At 65.0% G+C, this 21477-nt stretch carries 14 protein-coding genes; 3 read left to right on the top strand and 11 right to left on the bottom strand.

The features are described 5' to 3' along the window. Positions 1-74: 74 nt before the first annotated feature. The 7 genes from rpsJ to H6A21_RS04740 all read right to left on the bottom strand — a co-directional run bounded on the left by rpsJ (position 75) and on the right by H6A21_RS04740 (position 12508). Positions 75-383, bottom strand: a complete 309-nt coding sequence (rpsJ, locus tag H6A21_RS04770; protein WP_066829356.1) for a 30S ribosomal protein S10 — start codon at positions 381-383, stop codon at positions 75-77. A 65-nt stretch (positions 384-448) separates the two neighbouring features. Then, positions 449-2572, bottom strand: coding sequence for an elongation factor G (gene fusA / locus H6A21_RS04765; RefSeq protein WP_204560794.1), 2124 nt, complete (start codon positions 2570-2572; stop codon positions 449-451). Between the two features lie 21 nt (positions 2573-2593). Beyond that, entirely contained in the window at positions 2594-3067 is a 474-nt protein-coding gene (rpsG, locus tag H6A21_RS04760) for a 30S ribosomal protein S7 (RefSeq protein ID WP_204560787.1), read from the bottom strand. An 88-nt stretch (positions 3068-3155) separates the two neighbouring features. Then, positions 3156-3533 (bottom strand): 30S ribosomal protein S12, encoded by a 378-nt coding sequence (gene rpsL, locus H6A21_RS04755; protein WP_066829371.1) that lies wholly within the window; start codon positions 3531-3533, stop codon positions 3156-3158. A 508-nt stretch (positions 3534-4041) separates the two neighbouring features. Then, entirely contained in the window at positions 4042-4404 is a 363-nt protein-coding gene (locus H6A21_RS04750; protein ID WP_204560779.1) for a NifB/NifX family molybdenum-iron cluster-binding protein, read from the bottom strand. A gap of 199 nt (positions 4405-4603) precedes the next feature. Next, on the bottom strand, positions 4604-9079 hold the full coding sequence (locus H6A21_RS04745) for a DNA-directed RNA polymerase subunit beta' (RefSeq protein WP_204560777.1): 4476 nt from the start codon (positions 9077-9079) through the stop codon (positions 4604-4606). Positions 9080-9085: 6 nt separating this feature from the next. After that, on the bottom strand, positions 9086-12508 hold the full coding sequence (locus H6A21_RS04740) for a DNA-directed RNA polymerase subunit beta (RefSeq protein WP_239462671.1): 3423 nt from the start codon (positions 12506-12508) through the stop codon (positions 9086-9088). A gap of 424 nt (positions 12509-12932) precedes the next feature. Between H6A21_RS04740 and H6A21_RS04735 the strand changes: the two genes are divergently transcribed. Beyond that, entirely contained in the window at positions 12933-14204 is a 1272-nt protein-coding gene (locus H6A21_RS04735; protein WP_204560773.1) for an AlbA family DNA-binding domain-containing protein, read from the top strand. Positions 14205-14301: 97 nt separating this feature from the next. Here H6A21_RS04735 and H6A21_RS04730 read toward each other — a convergent pair whose 3' ends face one another. The 4 genes from H6A21_RS04730 to rplJ all read right to left on the bottom strand — a co-directional run bounded on the left by H6A21_RS04730 (position 14302) and on the right by rplJ (position 17567). Then, the gene (locus H6A21_RS04730) at positions 14302-15012 is read right to left on the bottom strand and encodes an aquaporin (protein ID WP_342636063.1); all 711 of its coding nucleotides are present in this window, start codon (positions 15010-15012) and stop codon (positions 14302-14304) included. A gap of 192 nt (positions 15013-15204) precedes the next feature. Continuing rightward, complete coding sequence (locus H6A21_RS04725) at positions 15205-16110, bottom strand: UTP--glucose-1-phosphate uridylyltransferase (RefSeq protein WP_204560769.1); 906 nt, start codon at positions 16108-16110, stop codon at positions 15205-15207. 455 nt (positions 16111-16565) lie between these two features. Continuing rightward, positions 16566-16943 (bottom strand): 50S ribosomal protein L7/L12, encoded by a 378-nt coding sequence (rplL, locus tag H6A21_RS04720; RefSeq protein ID WP_204560767.1) that lies wholly within the window; start codon positions 16941-16943, stop codon positions 16566-16568. A gap of 102 nt (positions 16944-17045) precedes the next feature. Then, positions 17046-17567: a 50S ribosomal protein L10 gene (gene rplJ, locus H6A21_RS04715; protein WP_204560765.1), complete on the bottom strand. Its 522-nt coding sequence runs from the start codon at positions 17565-17567 to the stop codon at positions 17046-17048. Between the two features lie 545 nt (positions 17568-18112). Between rplJ and H6A21_RS04710 the strand changes: the two genes are divergently transcribed. Together H6A21_RS04710 and H6A21_RS04705 are read left to right on the top strand one after the other, a co-directional pair. Beyond that, positions 18113-19552 (top strand): APC family permease, encoded by a 1440-nt coding sequence (locus tag H6A21_RS04710; protein ID WP_204560763.1) that lies wholly within the window; start codon positions 18113-18115, stop codon positions 19550-19552. Between the two features lie 114 nt (positions 19553-19666). Continuing rightward, positions 19667-20941, top strand: a complete 1275-nt coding sequence (locus tag H6A21_RS04705; protein ID WP_204560761.1) for a metal-dependent hydrolase family protein — start codon at positions 19667-19669, stop codon at positions 20939-20941. The last annotated feature ends 536 nt before the right edge of the window (positions 20942-21477 follow it).

Genomic DNA, 21477 nt, shown 5'->3' with positions numbered 1-21477 from the left:
CCAGCCCGAACGCTTGCACACAGGCTGGCGGGAACCCTTCGGGGCCCAACGAAAACAGCTACCGGTTCGAAAACCTAGAGCTTGATCTCGATATCAACACCCGCGGGGAGGTCGAGACGCATGAGCGAGTCGACGGTGCCGCTGGTCGGATCGAGGATGTCGATGAGGCGCTTGTGGGTGCGCATCTCGAACTGCTCACGGGAGTCCTTGTCCTTGTGCGGGGAGCGGATAACCGTATAGAGGTTGCGCTCGGTGGGCAGGGGGATGGGGCCGGACACGCGGGCACCGGTCTTCTGAGCGGTGTCGACGATAAGCTTAGCGGACTGGTCCACAACCTCGTGATCATAGCCCTTGAGGCGAATCCTGATCTTCTGGCTAGACAACTTCTACCTCCAATAGAGATGCGAGGGCTTCCTCGCGATAGATACTTAGCTACGTGCGAGGGGCCTTACGCGTTGCCGCCGGCCTTGGCCACGACCTCGTCCGTGATGGACTTGGGCGCGGGCTCGTAGGAATCGAACTGCATGGTGTAGGACGCACGGCCCTGGGTCTGGGAGCGAAGGTCGGTCGCGTAACCGAACATCTCGCCCAGCGGCACCTTGGCGCGGATGACCTTGTTGCCGGAGCGGTCGTCCATACCCTCGATCTTGCCGCGACGGCCGGACAGGTTGCCCATGACATCGCCCATGTACTGCTCGGGGGTCTCGACCTCGACGGCCATGACCGGCTCGAGCAGGATCGGGTCGGACTTCTTCAGGGCGTCCTTGATGGCCATGGAACCGGCGATCTTGAAGGCGGCCTCGGAGGAGTCGACCTCGTGGTAGGAACCGTCGAACAGGGTCACCTTGACATCGACGACCGGGTAACCGGCGATAACACCGGTCTCCAGGGCCTCCTGGATACCCTTATCGATGGACGGGATGTAGTCCTTCGGCACGACACCGCCGACGATGGCGTTGACGAACTCGTAGCCGAAGCCCTCCTCCATCTTCTCCAGCTTGATGACCGCGTGGCCGTACTGGCCGCGGCCGCCGGACTGACGGACGAACTTGCCCTCGGCGCGGTCGACGTCGTGACCCGGGGCCTCACGGTAGGCAACCTGGGGCTTACCGACGTTGGCCTCGACCTTGAACTCGCGGAGCAGACGGTCGACGATGATCTCGAGGTGCAGCTCGCCCATGCCGGCGATGATGGTCTGGCCGGTCTCGTGATCGGTGTGCACCTGGAAGGTCGGGTCCTCCTCGGCGAGCTTGGCAAGCGCCATGGACATCTTGTCCTGCTCGGCCTTGGTCTTGGGCTCGACGGCGACGTCGATAACGGGGTCGGGGAACTCCATGGACTCGAGGATGATCTCGTGACCCTCCTCGCACAGGGTGTCGCCCGTGGTGGTGTTCTTCAGGCCCACGGCAGCGAGGATGTCGCCGGCGAAGGCGCCGTCGACGTCAACGCGGTCGTTGGCGTTCATCTCGAGGATGCGGCCGAAGCGCTCGCGCTGGCCGTTGGTGGCGTTCACCACGTAGGAGCCGGCGTCCACGTGACCGGAGTACACGCGGAAGAAGGTCAGCTTACCGACGTAGGGGTCGGTCATGATCTTGAACGCCAGGGCGCTGAAGGGCTCGTTATAGTCGGCCTTGCGGCTGTCCTCGGCGCCGGTGTCGGGGTTGGTGCCCTCCACGGGCGGGATGTCGAGCGGGCTCGGCAGGTAGTCGACGACGGCGTCGAGCAGCTCCTGGACGCCCTTGTTCTTGTAGGCGGAGCCCACGAGAACCGGGTTGAGCTCGTTGGCGAGGACACCCTTGCGGATGGCGGCCTTGAGCATGTCCACGGGGATCTCCTCGTCCTCGAGGACCATCATCATGAGCTCGTCGTCGTAGTTGGCGGCGGCGTCGAGCAGCTCGACGCGCTTCTCCTCGGCGATCTCGACGAACTCGGCCGGGATCTCGTCCATGGGCTCGGGGTAGGTCATGCCCTTGTCGTCAGCCTTGAAGTCCCAGGCGACCATGGTCACGAGGTCGATGATGCCCCAGAAGTTGTCCTCGGCGCCCATCGGGACCTGGATGGCCACGGCGTTGGCGTTGAGGCGCTCCTTCATGGTGTCGATCGCGTGCCAGAAGTCGGCACCGACGCGGTCGAACTTGTTGATGAAGGCGATGCGGGGGACGTTGTAGTTGCGGGCCTGGCGCCACACGGTCTCGGACTGCGGCTGGACACCGGCGACGGCGTCGAAGACGGCCACAGCACCGTCGAGAACACGCAGGGAACGCTCGACCTCAGAGGTGAAGTCGACGTGGCCCGGGGTGTCGATGATCTGAATACGGTAGGCAGGACCGTTGTTCACGTCGCCGCCCTTGTGCCAGAAGCAGGTGGTGGCGGCGGAGGTGATGGTCACGCCGCGCTCTTGCTCCTGGACCATCCAGTCCATGGTAGCGGCGCCGTCGTGAACCTCGCCGATCTTGTGGGTCTTGCCCGTGTAGTACAGGATGCGCTCGGTCGTGGTGGTCTTACCGGCATCGATATGAGCCATGATGCCGATGTTGCGGGTATCGGACAGTTTGTACTTAGCCTTGGCCATGTGAATCTATCCTTCCTCGGTTTACCAGCGGTAATGAGAGAACGCGCGGTTAGCCTCGGCCATCTTGAAGACATCCTCACGCTTCTTGACGGAAGCGCCCACGCCGTTGGAGGCGTCGAGGATCTCGTTGGCCAGACGCTCGGCCATGGTCTTCTCCTTGCGGGCGCGCGAGAAGTTCACGATCCAGCGGATGGCGAGCTGCGTGGCGCGACGGGAGTTGACCTCCATGGGGACCTGATAGGTAGCGCCGCCGACGCGCTTGGGCTTGACCTCGAGGGTCGGGCGGACGTTGTCCATGGCCTTCTTGAAGACGGACAGGGCATCCTGCTCGGACTTCTCGGCGACCATGTCGAACGCACCGTAGACGATGCGCTCGGCGGTGGCCTTCTTGCCGTCAAGCAGGATCTTGTTGATGAGCTGAGTCACCAGACGGTTGTTGTACACGGAATCCGGCTGGATCTCGCGATGCAGATTCTTAGTCTTGCGACGAGGCATAGTTCGATTCTCCTCTGATATAGGTGTGCGGCGCGCGGTGCCTGCAAGCTAGGTGCGCAGCCGCAGAAACGGTTCGTTACAGATCTGACTACTTCTGCTTCGGACGCTTGGCGCCGTAGCGAGAACGAGCCTTCATGCGGTTGTTCACCGGAGCGCAGTCGTAGGCGCCACGGATGATCTTGTAGCGAACACCAGGGAGGTCGCGAACACGGCCGCCGCGGACGAGCACGATGGAGTGCTCCTGGAGGTTGTGGCCCTCACCGGGGATGTACGCGGTGACCTCGATGCCGTTGACCAGGCGCACACGGGCGACCTTACGCAGAGCGGAGTTCGGCTTCTTGGGGGACGTGGTGAACACGCGGGTGCACACGCCACGCTTCTGAGAGTTGTGCTGCAGAGCGGCGTTCTTGGACTTGGCCGGCTTGGACTGGCGGCCCTGGCGGACTAGCTGGTTGATAGTAGGCAAAGCGTACTCCTTTTCGAAATGATTCCAGCTTTATACTTGGTGCAACGGCTTGAATCGAGGCGTCAGCATCCACCTTCGAAACACGCAGTTCGCAATTGTACGCGCGCACGCTGCGCTGTCAACAGACCACTCCGCCGGGCGTATCCTGATTTTGCGCTCTTTCCGCCAAATCTTCACACTAACCCCCGCCTGAAGTAACCTGCCGCCGATTGACAGAGGTGCGCATCCGCACGGGACGCCTCTCCCCCACTCGATACGGCATCAACAGGTGCGCGAGGAGCATGCGCCCTGATGCTGTCGCATCTGCGTCCGCACCGAACGGCCCGCTCGCAACCAACTTGCCAAACGTCTCTCTAAGAGGGCTTCTTAGAGAGACGTTTGGCAAGTTGGTTGCGGCCCTGGACATGGCTTCGCCCCCGAGCCATCGCACGTGGCAGCTCGGGGGCGAACGTGCTGCCGGCGTCGCGTCGGTACGCAACGCCGGCAAGATGATGTGCTCGGGTGCAGCCTAGTGGCGACACGCGGAAGCGGGGTCCATGGGCTCGACCTCGCCGGCGATGAACTTCTTCAGCACGTCGCCCGCGATCGGCGTCTCGCGCTCGGCGTAGACGGCCACGCCACCTGCCGTGAAGCGCGAGAAGGGCGGCATGCCCATGCCCGTCGCGATGATGGCGTCGATGTTCTGATCGAGCGCGTGCTGGATCACGCCGCCGCAGCCGCACTCGTCGTGGTCGACGTTCTTCACGGACTCGACGGCGACGACTGCGCCGTCCTCGACCGTAGCGATGGTGAAGTAGGCGCAGTGGCCGAAGTGGCCGGAGCGCGGCGCCTCGAGGCCCTGATCGGTCTCGACGGGAATGGCGATCCTCATATGTGCCTCCATGCGTCATGGGATGCGATATCGGTCCGCTCCATTATAGCCATGTGCACTCTAGCGGTCGCACGCATCCAAAGCCCGATCCGGCCGCGGGCACTGGAAGCGTGCCCCCATACGCAACGCGCCCGCCTTCCCGACAGGTGCGGAAAGGCGGGCGCGCGAGGCTATCGCATCAACCGATGGCGGGCGGACCTTAGTCCTCCTGCTCCTCCGGATGCTGCTCGTCGGAGTCGACGAGCTGATTCAGCAGCTCATCGAGAGACGCCATGTCCTCGTTGATGACACCGTTGGATGCAGCGTCCTTCTTCGAGGTATCGGCCGGCGCGCCAATCATCTCCTCGTCGGAGTCGAAGTGATGGCGCGGGGCGCTCGTGCCGAGCAGGATGTCGTCCGGACCGTCCGGGCTGAACACCATCTGCAGCAGCTGGGAAAGGTCCTCCTCGTCAGCAACGTCGTCGTTGTTGTCGAGGATGTAGAGAAGGTTGTGGGCCTCCAGGCCGTCGCGGAGCTCCTCGATGGCCTTGGCGCCGATGCCGTCGATGCGCAGCAGGTCCTCCTCGGACTTGCCCACGAGGTCACCGACGGTCTCGATGCCGACCTCGCTGAACTTGTTCGTCCAGCGCTGCGACACGCCCAGGTCGTCGAACAGGTACAGACGGGCGTCCTCGGCGGAGATGGTGCGGCCGTTGCGGGTGAACGAGCCGTCGCCGGCGCCGTATTCGTCGTAGCCGGTCCAGTCGAGCTGCTGCGGGAGCTGCTCGTCGAGCTCCTTGAGCTCGGCGGGCGCCCAGTCGGGCAGGCTCTTGGCCGCAGCGGAGGTCGGGCCGTCGATGTCGACGTAACCGTCCGCGGTGCGGTAGGTCATGGTGGCGTTGGCGTACGGCTTCAGGCCGGTGCCCGCCGGGATCTTCTTGCCCACGATGACGTTGGACTTGAGGTCGAGCAGGTGGTCGACCTTGCCCTCGATGGCGGCCTCGGTCAGAACGCCCGCGGTGCGGATGAACGACGCGGAGGACAGCCAGGAGTCGATGGAGGACGCGACCTTGAGCGTACCGAGGATGACGGGCTCGGCAGTCGGCGCGGTGCCGCCCAGGCGGGCGACGCGCTCGACCTCGTCGGCGAACTCGTAGCGGTCGACATACTGACCAAGCAGGTACTTGGAGTCACCGGGGTTCGTGATCTGAACGCGGCGCAGCATCTGACGGGCGATGACCTCGATGTGCTTGTCGTTCAGGTCGACGCCCTGGCTCGTGTAGACGTCCTTCACGCTCTCGACGAACGTGTGCATGGTGGACTCGATGTCGGTGAGCTTGCGCAGGTTGCGGAAGTTCACGAAGCCCTTGGTGATCTGATCGCCGGCGCGGACCTCGCAGCCGTCCTCGATGCCGGGCATGAAGCGCACCGATGCGGGCACGCGGCGCTCGTCGAGAATGCGGGTCGGGTCGTCGAGGTCGGTGAGCGTCAGCACGTACTCGGACTTCTCCGGCTTGATGGCCAGGTGACCGGAGTACGGAGCCAGATCGGCCTCGCGGCCGAGGATCTTCTCGTTGACGTTGCCGACGACATCGAACATACGGCCAACCGTCGGCAGACCCTGCGTAATGTCGTCGACGCCCGCGACGCCGCCGGAGTGAATGGTGCGCATCGTCAGCTGCGTACCGGGCTCGCCGATGGACTGGGCGGCGATGATGCCGACCGCGGTGCCGATGGCGACCGGGCGACGGGTGGAGAGGTCCCAGCCGTAGCACTTCTGGCACACGCCGTACTTGGAGCGGCAGGTGAGCAGAGCGCGCAGCTTGACCTTCTTCAGGCCAGCGTCGAGCATCTTCTTGAGGTCGTCGACGCTCTCGATGTAGCCATCCTTCTCGAACAGCACGGTGCCGTCGGGCGCCACGATGTCCTCGATGAAGCAGCGGCCCACAAGGTCGGCGTTGATGTCGTCGGTGCCGGGGATGATCAGGTTGTAGGTCACGCCCTCGGTCGTGCCGCAGTCCTCCTCGCGGACGATGACGTCCTGCGCCACGTCGACGAGACGACGGGTGAGGTAACCGGAGTCGGAGGTGTGCGAGGCGGTATCGACCAGACCCTTACGGGCGCCGTAGGTCGAGATGAAGTACTCGAGCGGCAGCAGGCCCTCGCGGAAGTTCGCCTTAATGGGAAGGTCGATCGTCTCACCGGACATGTCGGCCATGAGGCCGCGCATGCCGCCGAGCTGACGCAGCTGGGTCTTGGAACCACGGGCGCCGGAGTCGGCCATCATGAAGATCGGGTTCTCCTCATCGAACATGTCGAGCATCTCGGCGGCAACGTCGTCGGTGGCCTTCGTCCACTCGTTGACGACCTCGATGTGACGCTCCTGCTCGTTGATGAAGCCCTCCTCGAAATACTCGTTGATCTGGTCGACGCGCTTCTGGGCGGCGTCCAGGATCTGCGGCTTGTCATCGGGGATGAGGGCGTCCCACAGCGAGATGGTGAGGCCGGCGCGGGTCGCGAAGTGGAAGCCGGCGTACTTGATGGCGTCCAGGATCGGACCGACCTCGGCCTGCGGATAGCGGTCGCAGCAGGCAGCCACGAGCTTGGACACGTCGCTTTTGACCATCTTATAGTTGACGAACTCGTAGTCGGCCGGCAGGCACTGGCGGTTGAAGATGATGCGGCCGATGGAGGTCTCGAAACGAGCGGTCTTCGCGCCGGTGACGTCGAAGTCCACGATCTCGTTGCGGTCGTTCTTCACGCGGAACAGGCGGGTGCCGTCCTCGTTGATGACGTTGGCCTCCGCAGCGCTCACGCGCACGGTGATCTTCGCCTGCAGGTCGACCTCGGTGCGCGCGTCATAGGCGTTGAGCGCGTCGTCGAAGCTCGCGAAGACGTGGCCCTCGCCCGGCAGGCCCTCGCGGACCTGGGTGAGGTAGTACACACCGATGATCATGTCCTGCGACGGGACGTTCACGGGCTTGCCGGACGCCGGGGAGCGCAGGTTGTTGGCCGACAGCATGAGGACGCGGGCCTCGGCCTGCGCCTGCTGCGACAGCGGGACGTGCACGGACATCTGGTCGCCGTCGAAGTCGGCGTTGAAGGGCGCGCAGACCAGCGGGTGCAGGTGGATGGCCTTGCCCTCCACGAGCACGGGCTCGAAGGCCTGGATGGACAGGCGGTGCAGCGTCGGGGCGCGGTTCAGCAGCACGAGGCGGCCGTCGATGACCTCCTCGAGGATGTCCCACACGAAGCTGGCAGAGCGGTCGATCGCGCGCTTGGCGCCTTTGATGTTCTCGACCTTGCCGAGTTCGACCAGGCGCTTCATGACGAAGGGCTTGAAGAGCTCGAGCGCCATGGTCTTGGGCAGGCCGCACTGGTGCAGCTTCAGCTTCGGATCGGTAACGATGACGGAACGGCCGGAGTAGTCGACGCGCTTGCCGAGCAGGTTCTGGCGGAAGCGGCCCTGCTTGCCCTTCAGGGCCTCGGCGAGCGACTTCAGCGGGCGGCCGCCACGGCCAGACACCGGGCGCCCACGGCGACCGTTGTCGAACAGGGCGTCCACGGCCTCCTGCAGCATGCGCTTCTCGTTGTTCACGATGATCGCGGGCGCGTCGAGGTCGAGCAGGCGCTTCAGGCGGTTGTTGCGGTTGATGACGCGACGGTACAGGTCGTTCAGGTCGGACGCGGCGAAGCGGCCGCCGTCGAGCTGGACCATCGGGCGCAGATCGGGCGGAATGACCGGGATAACGTCGAGGATCATGTTCGCCGGGTCGTTGCCGCCCTTCAGGAAGGCGTCGACGACCTCAAGGCGCTTCACGGCCTTCTCGCGCTTCTGCTTCTGACCGTCCTCGTCGGCGATGATCGCCTTCAGGCGCTCGGCCTCGCGCGGCAGGTCGATGGCGGCGAGCAGGTCGCGGATGGCCTCGGCGCCCATGCCGCCCTCGAAATACATGGAGTAGTAGCGCTTCATCTCGCGGAACAGCGGCTCATCGGAGATGAGGTCGCGCTCGGTGAGCGTCATGAAGGCCTGGAAGGCGTCGGAGCGCAGCTGCTTCTCGTCCTTCGTCTCCTCCTCGATGTCAACGATGCCGGCGGCGATCTCCTCGGGCGTCAGCGGCTCCTCGTCGGAGAACTCGTCGAAGTTCTCCGGGTCGCCCTGGGCCTTCAGGCTCTCGATCTGGCGGGCGCACTCGGCGTCGATCTCCTCGAGGTCGGCAGCGAGCTCCTCGCGCAGGTCCTCGGCGTCAGCCTCGCGCGCCTCGTAATCGACGTGCGTGATGATGTAGCTCGCGAAGTAGAGCACCTTCTCGAGGTCCTTGGACTTGATGTCCAGAAGACGGCTCATCGGGAAGCTCGTCGGGCTCTTGAAGTACCAGATGTGGCTGACGGGGGCCGCCAGCTCGATATGGCCCATGCGCTCGCGGCGGACCTTCGAGGTGGTCACCTCGACGCCGCAGCGCTCGCAGACGATGCCCTTGAAGCGGATGCCCTTGTACTTGCCGCAGGAGCACTCCCAATCCTTGGCGGGACCGAAGATCTTCTCGCAGAACAGGCCGTCCTTCTCGGGCTTGAGGGTACGGTAGTTGATGGTCTCGGGCTTCTTGACCTCGCCGTGCGACCACGAGCGGATCTGATCGGCGGAAGCGAGCGAGATCTTTACCGCATCAAAATCAGTGGTTTCGAAATCTGCCACAGTCAGCTACTCCTTATCAGTCGTGGAAGCGGCGAATGCATCGAGCAGGGCGTCGACGGCGTCGGCGGAGGTGTCGGCCTCGTCGATCGAGGTGAGGTCGGCCGGAGCCGTATCCTCCTCGGAGGTCGTCTCGGTCGCGGCCTCGGGCTCGTACACGTTGTTGTGCATCGGCTCGATGTCGAGTGCGAGCGAGCGGATCTCCTTCACGAGAACCTTGAAGGACTCCGGGATGCCCGGGGTCGGGACGTTCTCGCCCTTGACGATGGACTCGTAGGTCTTGACGCGGCCCACGGTGTCGTCGGACTTGACGGTCAGGATCTCCTGCAGGACGTTGGCGGCGCCGTACGCGTAGAGCGCCCAGACCTCCATCTCGCCGAAGCGCTGGCCGCCGAACTGGGCCTTGCCGCCCAGCGGCTGCTGGGTCACGAGGCTGTAGGGGCCCGTCGAGCGCGCGTGGATCTTGTCGTCGACCATGTGGCCGAGCTTCAGGATGTAGGAGATGCCCACGGTGATCGGCTCGCGGAACTCCTCGCCGGAGCGGCCGTCGTACAGCGTCGTCTTGCCGCGCTCGTCGAGCTGCGTCACGAACTCGGGGCGCATGTGCTCGCCGTAGCGCTCCTTCGCGAGGTTGAGCATGTTCTTGTTCGCACGGCGGATGACGTCGGCGATCTCGTCCTCGGTCGCGCCGTCGAAGACCGGCGTGGCCGTGAAGAACGGACCGGGCACGTAGGTGTCGGAGTCGGCGGACTCGGGATCCCAGCCGCAGGCGGCGGCCCAGCCGAGGTGGCACTCGAGCAGCTGGCCGACGTTCATACGGGACGGGACGCCCAGCGGGTTCAGGATGACGTCGACCGGGGTGCCGTCAGCCATGTAGGGCATGTCCTCGACGGGCAGGACCTCGCAGATGACGCCCTTGTTGCCGTGGCGGCCGGCGATCTTGTCGCCCTGCTGGATCTTGCGGCGCTGCGCGACGTAGACGCGCACCTGCTCGTTGACGCCCGGGGCCAGATCGTCGCCGGCCTCGCGGCTGAAGCGCACGACGTCGATGACGCGGCCGTAGGAGCCGTGCGGCATCTTCAGGGAGGTGTCGCGGACGTCGTGAGCCTTCGCACCGAAGATGGCGCGCAGCAGGCGCTCCTCGGCGGTCAGGGCGCTCTCGCCCTTCGGGGTCACCTTGCCGACCAGGATGTCGCCCGGGCCGACCTCGGCGCCGATGCGGATGATGCCGTCCTCGTCGAGGTTCGCGAGCATGTCCTCGGACAGGTTCGGGATCTCGCGGGTGATCTCCTCGGGGCCGAGCTTCGTGTCGCGCGCGTCGATCTCGTGGCGGGAGATGTTGATGGAGGTCAGCAGGTCCTCGGACACCAGGCGCTCGGAGACGACGATGCCGTCCTCGTAGTTGAAGCCCTCCCACGGCATGTAGGCTACGACCAGGTTCTGGCCGAGCGCGAGCTCGCCGTGATCGGTCGAGGGGCCGTCAGCCAGCGGCTGGCCTTCGACGACCTCGTCGCCCACGCGCACGAGCGGACGGTGATTGATGCAGGTCGACTGGTTGGAGCGCTGGTACTTGGGCAGATGGTACTCCTCGAGGCCCTCGGCGCTCTTGACCGTGATCTTGGCGGCGTCGGCGAAGATGACCTCGCCAGCGTGCTTGGCCAGGGTGACCTCGCCGGAGTCGATAGCGGCACGGCGCTCCATGCCCGTACCGACGTAGGGGGCGATGGGGTGCAGCAGCGGCACGGCCTGACGCTGCATGTTCGCGCCCATGAGGGTACGCTTGGCGTCGTCGTGCTCGAGGAACGGGATCAGCGTGGCCGCGACGGAGAGCATCTGGCGCGGGGAGACGTCCATGTAGTCGATGTCGTCCACCGGCACGTCAGCGGGCGCGCCGAAGGAGCCGTCGAAGTCGCGGGTACGGGCGACGACGCTGTGCGGGCGCACGAGGTTGCCCTCGGCGTCGGTGGTCACGAACTCGCGGGTGACGGGGTCGATCGGGGTGTTGGCCGGCGCGATGATGTGGTTCTCCTCCTCATCGGCGGTCATCCAGTCGATCTCGTCGGTCACTTTGCCGTCGACCACGCGACGGTACGGGGCCTCGATGAAGCCGTACTCGTTCACGCGGGCATAGAGCGCCAGCGAGCCGATCAGGCCGATGTTCGGGCCTTCGGGGGTCTCGATCGGGCACATACGGGAGTAGTGCGAGTTGTGGACGTCGCGGACGGCGGTCGGCACGTTCGTGCGGCGGCTGGAGCCGGACTTGTGGCCGGCAAGGCCGCCGGGGCCGAGCGCGGACAGGCGGCGCTTGTGGGTCAGGCCGGTCAGCGGGTTCGCCTGGTCCATGAACTGGGAAAGCTGCGAGGAGCCGAAGAACTCCTTGATGGCCGCCACGATCGGGCGGATGTTGATGAGCGACTGCGGGGTGATCTCGTCGATGTCCTGGGAGCTCATGCGCTCGCGGACGACGCGCTCCATACGGCTCATGCCGATGCGGAACTGGTTGGCGACGAGCTCGCCGACGGTGCGGATGCGGCGGTTGCCGAAGTGGTCGATGTCGTCGGTCTTGAAGCCGGGCTCACCGGCGGCCAGCGCCAGCAGATAGCGCAGCGTCGCCACGATGTCCTCGTCGGTGAGGATGTTGACCTCCTCGGCGGTGGTGAGGCCGAGCTTCTTGTTCACCTTGTAGCGGCCCACGCGCGCCAGGTCGTAGCGCTGCGGGTTGAACAGCAGGCCCTCGAGCAGGCTGCGGGAGGCGTCGACCGTGGGCGGCTCGCCCGGGCGCAGGCGACGGTAGATCTCGATGAGGGCGTCCTCGCGCGTGAGCGCGGTGTCGCGCTCGATGGTGCGCTTCACGACGTCGGAGTCACCGAGCAGGTTGAAGATGTCGTCGTTGGTGACGGCGATGCCGAGCGCGCGCAAAAACATCGTCGCGGACTGCTTGCGCTTGCGGTCGATGGACACGACGAGCTGGTCGCGCTTGTCGACCTCGAACTCGAGCCACGCGCCGCGGGCGGGGATGATCTGCGCCTTGTAGACCTGCTTGCCGCCGTCCATCTCGGAGGAGTAGTACACACCGGGCGAGCGGACGAGCTGGGAGACGACGATGCGCTCCGTGCCGTTGATGATGAAGGTGCCCTGCTCGGTCATCATGGGGAAGTCGCCCATGAACACGAGCTGCTCCTTGATCTCGCCGGTCTCCTTGTTGACCAGGCGGACGTCGGTCAGCAGCGGGGCCTGATACGTCATGTCCTTCTCGCGGCACTCCTCGACGCTGTGCGCCGGATCGCCGAACTGATGCTCGCCGAACGTCACCTCCAGAACATGGTTCTGGCTCTGGATGGGGCTGGACTCGCGGAAGGCCTCGCGCAGGCCCTCGTCCATGAAGCGCTCAAAGCTCTGCTTCTGCACGGAGATGAGGTTGGGCAGCTCCATCGCCTCGGGAATCTTCCCGAAGTTGACGCGGGTGCGCTCTGTTGCCGTGACGGCCTGTGTAGACTTCTGCACCAGGTGTTTCCTCCTTCGCGGGAAAAACGGTTGGTCGGCAAGCGCGCGGAGGCTCTTGCCAGTTATCGCAACCTATAAGTTTAACAGGTGCCTTCCGTTCGGCAAGAAAAGTCTTGACTCGTGGACTCTTTTGGGGTAGCAAAATTCTTTTTGGTAGTTTCTGCAGGTAGAACGCTATAGAGCGAACATACGTTCATGATTTTTCAATGAATCGGTGCGGGGGGCCTCCGGGGGGACGGGGCAGTTTGGGGACATCGGGGCGCGAGTGCGCCCCGATGTCCCCAAACTGCCCCGTCCCTGCGGAGGACACCTGTGGGTATACTGCGCACAAGGTTCGAGAAAGGCGGTGCGCATGTTCAGCCCGATACACGACGACCAGGGACACCCGAAGGGTCTCGCGGACATCGCCTTCGCAGACCTTTCCCAGCTGCGCGACCTCGACGAGGGCTACGCGCTCGAGTTCAAGCGCAACTTCTCCCCCACCGTGCAGAAGAAGCTCCCGAAGATCATCGCGTCGTTCGCCAACTCGGCAGGCGGCTGGCTTGTCATCGGCATCGCCGACGACGACCACACCCTCTGCCCCGTCCCGCGCCTGGCGGCCGACTACAGCCAGATCATCGGCGAGCTCTGCCGTCGTCACATCACGCCCGCCCCGCGCTTCGACGCGCGCTTCATCGCGGATCCGGACAACCCTGACCTGGGCGTCGTCGTCATCCAGGTTCTCGAAGGCGACTTCCCGCCCTATATCGCCGACGGCGTCGTCGACGTGCGCGAGGGCTCGACCTCGGGGCCCGCTGCGAGCGCGGCGCTCGTCGAGCTCTATGGGAAAGCGACCCGGCGCAAGCTCGAGGTCGCGGATTTCTGCAGGCGCACGGTCTTCTATGCCGCGCCTCAGACGCCGCTGTTCAACCTCTACATGTTCCGCATGGGCCGCCGCGTGACCGAGGCCCCCTCGCGCGACGAGGTCATGCAGCACGCGCAGGCCATGGGCGAGGCGTTTCGCCGCCAGGGCCTCGCCTGCCGCACGCACCATGCGCATGACTCCCTCATCTTCAGCGTGCCAACGCGCGACGACCCCCGCATCCCCCACTCCGCCATCGAGCTGTTCGGCGACGAGTCCATCAAGCTGTCCGTGCCAGCCGTGCTCGTAGGACCGGGCGACTACGAGCGCGCCGTCGATGGACTTGGCCTCACGGCCGCACGGCCAGATAGTACCGAAGACACCTCGCGCGGGGGCCTGCGCATCATGAGCGCCGCCGACACGCTTGCCCGCGTCACGCAGATGGCGGCCATACTCGACCGCTACGTGCGCGAGCGCGGCCTCACCTGGCGCCAATACGCCGTCGCCTACGAGCTCGAGAACCTCGCCGGCGTGATCCTGTGGAGCGATGAGCCGCTCTACCTCTCATACGTCCGCGAACGCGGGCCGCTGTTCTGCGCCACGACCGACTGCCTGTCGCGCGTGCGCTATCTCGACGACGGCGCGCACGACTCCTTCCGTGCCCGTCAGTTCGCCGGCAGCCACTTCTTCGAAGCCTGCGGTCTGCCCCTGGGCTCCCCCGACCCGCGCGACAACGACCTCGTCGACACCCTGCTGCGCGGCGCGCACGGCGCATCGAGGTAGCGCCCTGCTGTGGCATCCACCCCAGAACAAAAATGCCCGCACCCCAGAAGGGGCGACGGGCCGGCATACGCGACGATCGCGCATCCGCAGGCGTCGCTTACGCCTGAGCGCTGTAGAAGCTCTTGTACGCGCGGAAGATGACCGCAGCGAGCGCGGCGCCCACGAGCGGTGCGCAGATGAAGACCCAGACCTGGTCGAGCGCAAGCGTGTTGCCCTCGAAGGCCATCACGAGCGCGGGACCGAAGCTGCGCGCGGGGTTCACCGACGTGCCCGTCAGGGGGATGCCCATGATGTGGACGAACGTCAGGGTAAGCCCGATCACGATACCGGCGAAGTGACCGGTCTTGCCGTCAGCGGTCACACCCAAGACAGCCAGCACGAACACGCAGGTGAGGATCACCTCGACGAGTACGGCGCCGAACATGCTGATGCCCGAGCTGGAGGCCTCGCCGAACCCGTTGCAGCCCAGGCCGGTCGCAGCCACCCCGCCGAGGTCGGCGCAGTTCTCGATCACGAGCATGAGCGCGAGCGCGGCGATGATGGCTCCCGCAAACTGACCGATCCGGTAGCCGATCAGGCCCCCAACCGACAGGCGCCCGTCGATGAACTGGCCGAGCGTCACAGCCGGGTTGATATGGCAGCCGGAGACGTTGCCGATGGCGAACGCCATGGCGACGATCGACAGGCCGAACGCGAACGCGATGCCGAGGTTGCCGAGCGCGGCACCTGCGACCGCGGCGCTACCGCAGCCGAAAAACATGAGCGTGAACGTACCGAACGCCTCCGCGACGTATTTCTTGACAGACACAGAATCCAAGGTGTTCCTCCTATCCCGAGCCGCGCCCATCGCGACTCAAACGCGCAGTATTACATCAGGGCGCCCAAAGGGGAGCAACACGGTCAACGGCTGGTTCATGCACGGCCCCGCCGCGCATGGGCCCCGTATGCAAAGGGCGGGGCCGCCGAAGCGACCCCGCCCTCGAAAACGTATGGCTATCTGCTAGCGACGAAGGCCGCCGCGCTCGTCGATGGCCTCCCAGAAGGCATCGCGGAACCGCGGGTCCTCGGCGGCCATGAGCGCGTTCGTGGCCATCCAGCCGGACGGCGTGCCGGTGTCGTAGCCGGACAGCGGGTCGATCACGACGGCGTACATGGCTTCGCGCTCGAGACTGCGCGCCATGGCGTCGGTGAGCTGGATCTCGCCGCCCTTGCCCGGCTGCTGGTCGCCCAGAAGCTCCATCACGAGCGGGCTCAACAGGTAGCGGCCGACGATGTAGAGGTTCGAGGGGGCGTCCTCGGGCGCAGGCTTCTCCACGAGGCCGGAAACGCGCCATACGGCACCCGGCTCGTCATCTGCCGGCGTGCCCGACTCGGGCACGGTACCCACGCGCTCGCCGGCGATGACACCGTAGCGGCTCACCTCATCGGGCGAGCAGGGCGCGACGGCGATGACGGAAGCGCCGGCATGCGCGCGCGACACCGCCATCATCTTCGTGCAGATGTCGCGGGCGGGCACGACGTAGTCGCCCAGAAGGACCAGGAAGCTCTCGCCGGCGACGGCGTCTGCCGCCGAACGGATCGCATGGCCGAGGCCCTTCGGCTCGTACTGATAACGGAAATCGACCGGCAGCGAGCCGGCGTTGGCGACGGCATCGGCGTAGGCGGCCTTGCCGCGCTCGCGCAGCAACCCCTCAAGGGAGCGATCGGGCTGGAAATAGCTCAGCAGCTCGGGCTTGCCGGGCGAGGTCACGATGATAACGTCGTCGACCTCCTCGGGCTCGAGCGCCTCCTCCACCACGTACTGGATGACCGGCTTGTCGAGCACCGGCAGCATCTCTTTGGGAGTGCACTTGGTCGAGGGCAGAAAACGCGTGCCGAGACCGGCGGCAGGAATGATGGCCTTCATGATTGGGTTCTAATCCTTTCACGGGAGCGGGAGCATGCCCGCTTATCCGAGACGGCGCGGTCGCATCGCACCGAGGTTCACTATATGGCAGCAGGGTACCCCAAAGGGGTGGTTGGTATGAACCGCCCCGGTTAAATTGCTCTGGAAAAGCGCAGATATACCTAAAAAACCAAGCGATTGTCACGAAATGGTGCCGGTCAGGCTCTTCAATCGACCGCTCACGGATGCGTGAAGTGAGGCGCGCTGCGCACGGTATGTCGCATACGCCTCCAAAAGAACGGTGGGCAGCCCTGCAAGAGGACCGCCACCTTATCCTTGGGGCGGTACGAATTCCGGTACGAATAATCCCGCTTGAATCGCATCCAAACGCAAAAGGGGTTTCGCCCAGATGGACGAAACCCCTTGGTAGACGGCGTTATGCCGCCGTATCAAGCAGACGTGAAGCCTGCAAGAAGCTACTTGAGGGAGACGGCGGCGCCGGCAGCCTCGAGCTTCTCCTTGGCAGCCTCGGCGTCCTCCTTCTTGACACCCTCGAGAACGGCCTTGGGAGCGCCCTCGACGACCTCCTTGGCCTCCTTCAGGCCAAGGGAGGTGAGCTCACGGACGACCTTGATGACCTGGATCTTGTTGTCGCCGAAGCCCTCGAGCACGACGTCAAACTCGGTCTTCTCCTCCTCCTCGGCAGCGCCAGCAGCCGGAGCGGCCACGACGGCAGCCGGAGCAGCGGCGGACACGCCGAAGGTGTCCTCGATAGCCTTGACGAGCTCGGAAGCCTCGAGCAGGGTCATTTCCTTCAGAGCCTCGATGATCTCATCGGTGGTAAGCTTAGCCATTTTAAGCAATCCTTTCGGTTTCCCTGGCAACCAGGGAGATCTTGTTTGCATGGCGCGGTATGCGCCGGATAGATGCGGGCTTGCACCCGCGAGCAGGCGACCTTAGGCCGCCTTCTGCTCGAAGACCTGCTGGATCGAGCGAGCAAGACCGCTGGAAACGCCGTTGACGCAAACAGCGATGTCGCGCGCGAAACCAGAGATGAGGCCGGCAATCTGACCCAGGAGCTGGTCCTTCGTGGGGAGCTCGGCGATAGCGTTGACCTCCTCGGCCGTGACCGCCTTGCCCTCGGAAATACCGCCCTTGATCTCGAGCACGCCCTTGGACTTCGTAGCGAACTCCTTGAGCGCCTTTGCAGCCTCGACGGGCTCGTTCTCATAGAACACGTAGGCGACGGGGCCGACGAGGAGATCCTCGATGTTCGGCTGCTCCTGGTTCTCGAGGGCGATACGGACGAGGTTGTTCTTGTAGACCTTCATCTCGGCGCCGGTCTCGCGGAGCTGATGACGCAGCTCCTGGGCCTGCTTAACGGTCAGACCCTTGTAGTTGACGACGAACATACCGCCGTTGTTCTCGATACGAGACTCGATCTCGGCGACCATATCGATTTTGTACTGCTGTGGCATGTGGTTACACCTCCTTCTCTCTTTTCTTCGGGCACGGACCCGTGCAGGACGTGACGGGGGCGTATGCCTTGAAGAAAAGAAAAGCCCCCGCGCTGCAGAAGCGACGGGGGCGAGAAGACATATCATCTCGACCACCTCGGCTGGCGGGTTACCCCATTGAGCCTTCGGGGTTATCCCCTCGGCACCGGCTGTCTCTGGCAGCGGATTCGTGCGTGAACCTCATGTAGTATGGCCCGGCGTCAGGCAGGCGTCAAGCGCAGGCGGTCGAATCCCCCATCTGCACAAGCTCTCCATCCCGATGAGGCCCGCCCAGAACACGGCGCGACACGGCCCGCGCTTCTCGCGCCCGCCCAACCGCTCGTCCCAAAATCGCCGCCGTTTATACCTCCATGCCGCCCTCGGTCGGTTTGTGGGCCGCTGACGGCCTCTCCCGCCCCTACTTTGTATGCGCAGGGCCACGAACTCGCGCGCAAGCTCGTGGCCACACGGGAGCGCTTCTGCGTTCATCGGTATCGAGAGGCATCTTTAGGAAAGGAGGAACTTACATGGCAGAAGCACAAGCCGCCGCTCAGGGCGGCATGAAGAAGACCCTTTCGCTGTGGAACTTCTTCACCATCGGCTTCGGCGCCATCATCGGCACCGGCTGGGTCCTTCAGGTCGGCGACTGGATGGTCGTCGGCGGCGGTCCCGTCCCGGCGATGATCGCGTTTTTGCTCGGCGCCATCTTCCTCGTCCCCATCGGAGCGGTCTTCGGCGAGCTCACCGCGGCCATCCCCATCTCGGGCGGAATCGTGGAGTACGTCGACCGCAGCTTCGGACGCATCCCGTCCTATATCACGGGTTGGTTCTTGGCGCTTGGCAACGGCATCCTGTGCCCGTGGGAGGCGATCGCCATCTCCACGCTCGTCTCCGACATGTTCGGCAGCCTGCCCGGACTCGAGTGGCTGCGCGCCTTCAAGCTCTACACCATCATGGGCGCCGACGTCTACCTCATCCCGACGCTTATCGCCCTGGGTTTTGCGGCCTACGTCATCTACCTCAACTTCCGCGGCGCGAGCTCGGCGGCCAAGCTGCAGGCGTTCCTCACGAAGGCGCTTTTGTGCGGCATGCTGCTCGCCATGGGCATCTCCATCGTCACCGGTTCGCCGGACAACGCCATGCCCGTGTTCTCGCAGGTGACCGGTGCGGGCGGCTCCGAGTCCGCCACCTCGGCGAACAACCTGTTCGCCGGCGTCGTCAGCGTGCTCGTGCTCACCCCGTTCTTCTATGCGGGCTTCGACACCATCCCCCAGCAGGCAGAGGAGGCCGCCGAGGGCCTCAACTGGAACAAGTTCGGCAAGATCATCTCGCTCGCCCTGCTTGCCGCCGGCGGTTTCTACATCGTGTGCATCTACTCGTTCGGCACGATCCTGCCCTGGCATGACTTCGTCGAGCAGCCCGTCCCGGCCCTCGCGTGCCTGAAGAACATCAACATGATCCTCTACATCATCATGCTGTGCATCGCCACGCTTGGACCCATGGGCCCCATGAACTCCTTCTACGGCGCCACGAGCCGCATCATGCTCGCCATGGGCCGCAAGGGCCAGCTGCCCGAGCAGTTCGCCGAGGTCGACCCGAAGTCCGGCGCCCCGCGCCTGGCCTGCATCGTGCTCGCCATCATCACCGTCATCGGCCCCTTCCTGGGCAAGAACATGCTCATCCCGCTGACGAACGTGAGCGCCCTTGCCTTCATCTTCTCCTGCACGATGGTCGCCTTCGCGTGCCTGCGCATGCGCTACACCGAGCCCGACCTGCCGCGCCCCTACAAGGTGCCTGGCGGCAAGTTCGGCATCCTGCTCGCCTGCGCCGCCGGCTGCATCATCATCGGCCTGCTCGTGCTTCCCTTCAGCCCCGCGTCGCTGAACCTCGTCGAGTGGTCCATCGTCCTCGGCTGGCTCGTGGTCGGACTCATCCTGATGTTCGCCACCAAGGCCAAGCGCGCCTAGCGCACGCCGCCGGCCGCCCTCACGCGGCCACCCCACCTTCGGATATCGGCGCCGCCGCGCCCCCTCACGCGACGGCGCCCATCGAAACGGTCTTCTAACTATTAAGGAGGAACCATGTCCACCAACTACGCGATCGTCCACGGCAAGCTCGTCGACGGCCTGGGCGGCACCCCGGTCGAGAACTCGCTCGTGCTCGTCGAGGACGGCAAGATCACCTACGCCGGCACCTATCAGGATGCCCCCGAGGGCTTCGAGGTCATCGACGCCACCGGCAAGACCGTCATGCCCGGCCTTATCGACACCCACCTGCACTTCTCCGGCAACCTGACCGACGACGACACCGACTGGGTCATGCAGCCGCTGCTGGAGAAGCAGGCCGTCGCCGTCAAGCAGGCCTACGACTGCCTCACCCACGGCCTCACCACCGTGTGCGAGATCGGCCGCTTCGGCATCCACGTCCGCGACTGCATCAACAACGGCGTCTTCAAGGGCCCGCGCGTCTACGCCACCGGCCTGGGCTTCTGCCGCACCGCCGGCCACGGCGACTCGCATCACTGCAGCCAGCTCGAGAACAAGGAATCTCACCCCTGGGGCGACCAGGTCGACGGTCCGTGGGACCTGCGCCGCGCCGTGCGCCGTCGTCTGCGCGAGAACCCCGATGCCATCAAGATCTGGGCGACCGGCGGCGGCATCTGGCGCTGGGACTCCGGCCGCGACCAGCACTACTGCGCCGAGGAGATCAAGGCTGTGGTCGATGAGGCCAAGATGGTCGGCATCCCGGTGTGGAGCCACTGCTACAACTCCCACTCCGCCGCCTACGATTCGGTCCGCTTCGGCTGCGAGCAGCTGATCCACGGCTTCGACATCGACGAGCGCACCATGGACCTCATGGCCGAGCAGGGCACGTTCTTCACGCCCACCATCGGCTTCCTGCCCACCTGGTACTCCACCTATCCGCCGGTCTACGTGCCCGAGATCCACGACAAGTACGAGGGCACGCTCGTGGAGAAGGAGCTCCAGCGCAACTACGACTGCCTGCGCGAGGCCAAGAAGCGCGGCGTCATCTTCACGATCGGGTCCGACTCCTTCAGCTTCGTGACCCCCTACGGCTACGTCACCATCGACGAGATGTACGACTTCGTCGACAAGGTCGGCATCACCCCGCTCGAGACCATCACCTGCGCCACCATCAACGGCGCCAAGATGGCCCATTGCGACGACGAGACCGGCTCGCTCGAGGTCGGCAAGTGCGCAGACCTCCTCATCGTAAACGGCGACCCGGCCGTGAACATCCACGACCTCACCCCCGAGAACATGGACGTCATCATGAAAGACGGCTGGATCGTCGAGTCCGGCACCTTCGGCGAGCGCAACAAGTACTCCGCCTAGGGAAACACTGATTAAAGGCTTTTGCGGCCGGGGGCGCCGTGGCGAGGCGGATGCGGGCGAAGGCGAGGAAGGTACCGTGGAGCTGCGCCGACGCAGCCTGAGCCCGCAGGCGCCCGGCACGACGGCGCCGGGCGCGGAATGATTTGATCAGGGTTTCCCCAGCCTGACAGCTACTGAATAGGGGCCCCGGGCCTCGTCCGCGCGCATGCTCGCTTGCGAGTCGCGCCCGGACGATGTGCCCGGGGCCCCTTTTAGCTTGAAACCATGCAGGCGCACGCGCGATCCATTCAGCTGCGCTGCCGCCTGCGCGGCCGACCAGGCGCGGCGGCGCCGCACACGGTAGAATCTAGTGCGCATAGAGCCGATGGCGAAGCGCCTCGCGCTCAGGCCGCCGAGGTGTGACGGATGTAACCGGAAACGAGGAGGATGCCGCAGCGCGGCGCCAGCGCAGCCAAAGATCACGGGCGCCTGGGGCAGCGGGGCGGGCGCGAAGCGATGCACCCGTTGTTTCCCGAGGGCCGACCGGCCCTTTTATG

Source organism: Collinsella tanakaei (genome assembly GCF_016902615.1).
Taxonomy (GTDB): Bacteria; Actinomycetota; Coriobacteriia; order Coriobacteriales; family Coriobacteriaceae; genus Collinsella; species Collinsella tanakaei_A.
This window is presented reverse-complemented; position numbering and strand designations above follow the sequence as displayed.

Excerpts from the sequence above, each read along its gene's own strand:
- fusA (WP_204560794.1), bottom strand. The coding sequence starts at position 2,572 with ATGGCCAAGGCTAAGTACAAACTGTCCGATACCCGCAACATCGGCATC.
- rpsG (WP_204560787.1), bottom strand. The coding sequence starts at position 3,067 with ATGCCTCGTCGCAAGACTAAGAATCTGCATCGCGAGATCCAGCCGGAT.
- H6A21_RS04750 (WP_204560779.1), bottom strand. The coding sequence starts at position 4,404 with ATGAGGATCGCCATTCCCGTCGAGACCGATCAGGGCCTCGAGGCGCCG.
- H6A21_RS04740 (WP_239462671.1), bottom strand. The coding sequence starts at position 12,508 with ATGGAGCTGCCCAACCTCATCTCCGTGCAGAAGCAGAGCTTTGAGCGC.
- H6A21_RS04735 (WP_204560773.1), top strand. The coding sequence starts at position 12,933 with ATGTTCAGCCCGATACACGACGACCAGGGACACCCGAAGGGTCTCGCG.
- H6A21_RS04725 (WP_204560769.1), bottom strand. The coding sequence starts at position 16,110 with ATGAAGGCCATCATTCCTGCCGCCGGTCTCGGCACGCGTTTTCTGCCC.
- rplL (WP_204560767.1), bottom strand. The coding sequence starts at position 16,943 with ATGGCTAAGCTTACCACCGATGAGATCATCGAGGCTCTGAAGGAAATG.
- rplJ (WP_204560765.1), bottom strand. The coding sequence starts at position 17,567 with ATGCCACAGCAGTACAAAATCGATATGGTCGCCGAGATCGAGTCTCGT.
- H6A21_RS04710 (WP_204560763.1), top strand. The coding sequence starts at position 18,113 with ATGGCAGAAGCACAAGCCGCCGCTCAGGGCGGCATGAAGAAGACCCTT.
- H6A21_RS04705 (WP_204560761.1), top strand. The coding sequence starts at position 19,667 with ATGTCCACCAACTACGCGATCGTCCACGGCAAGCTCGTCGACGGCCTG.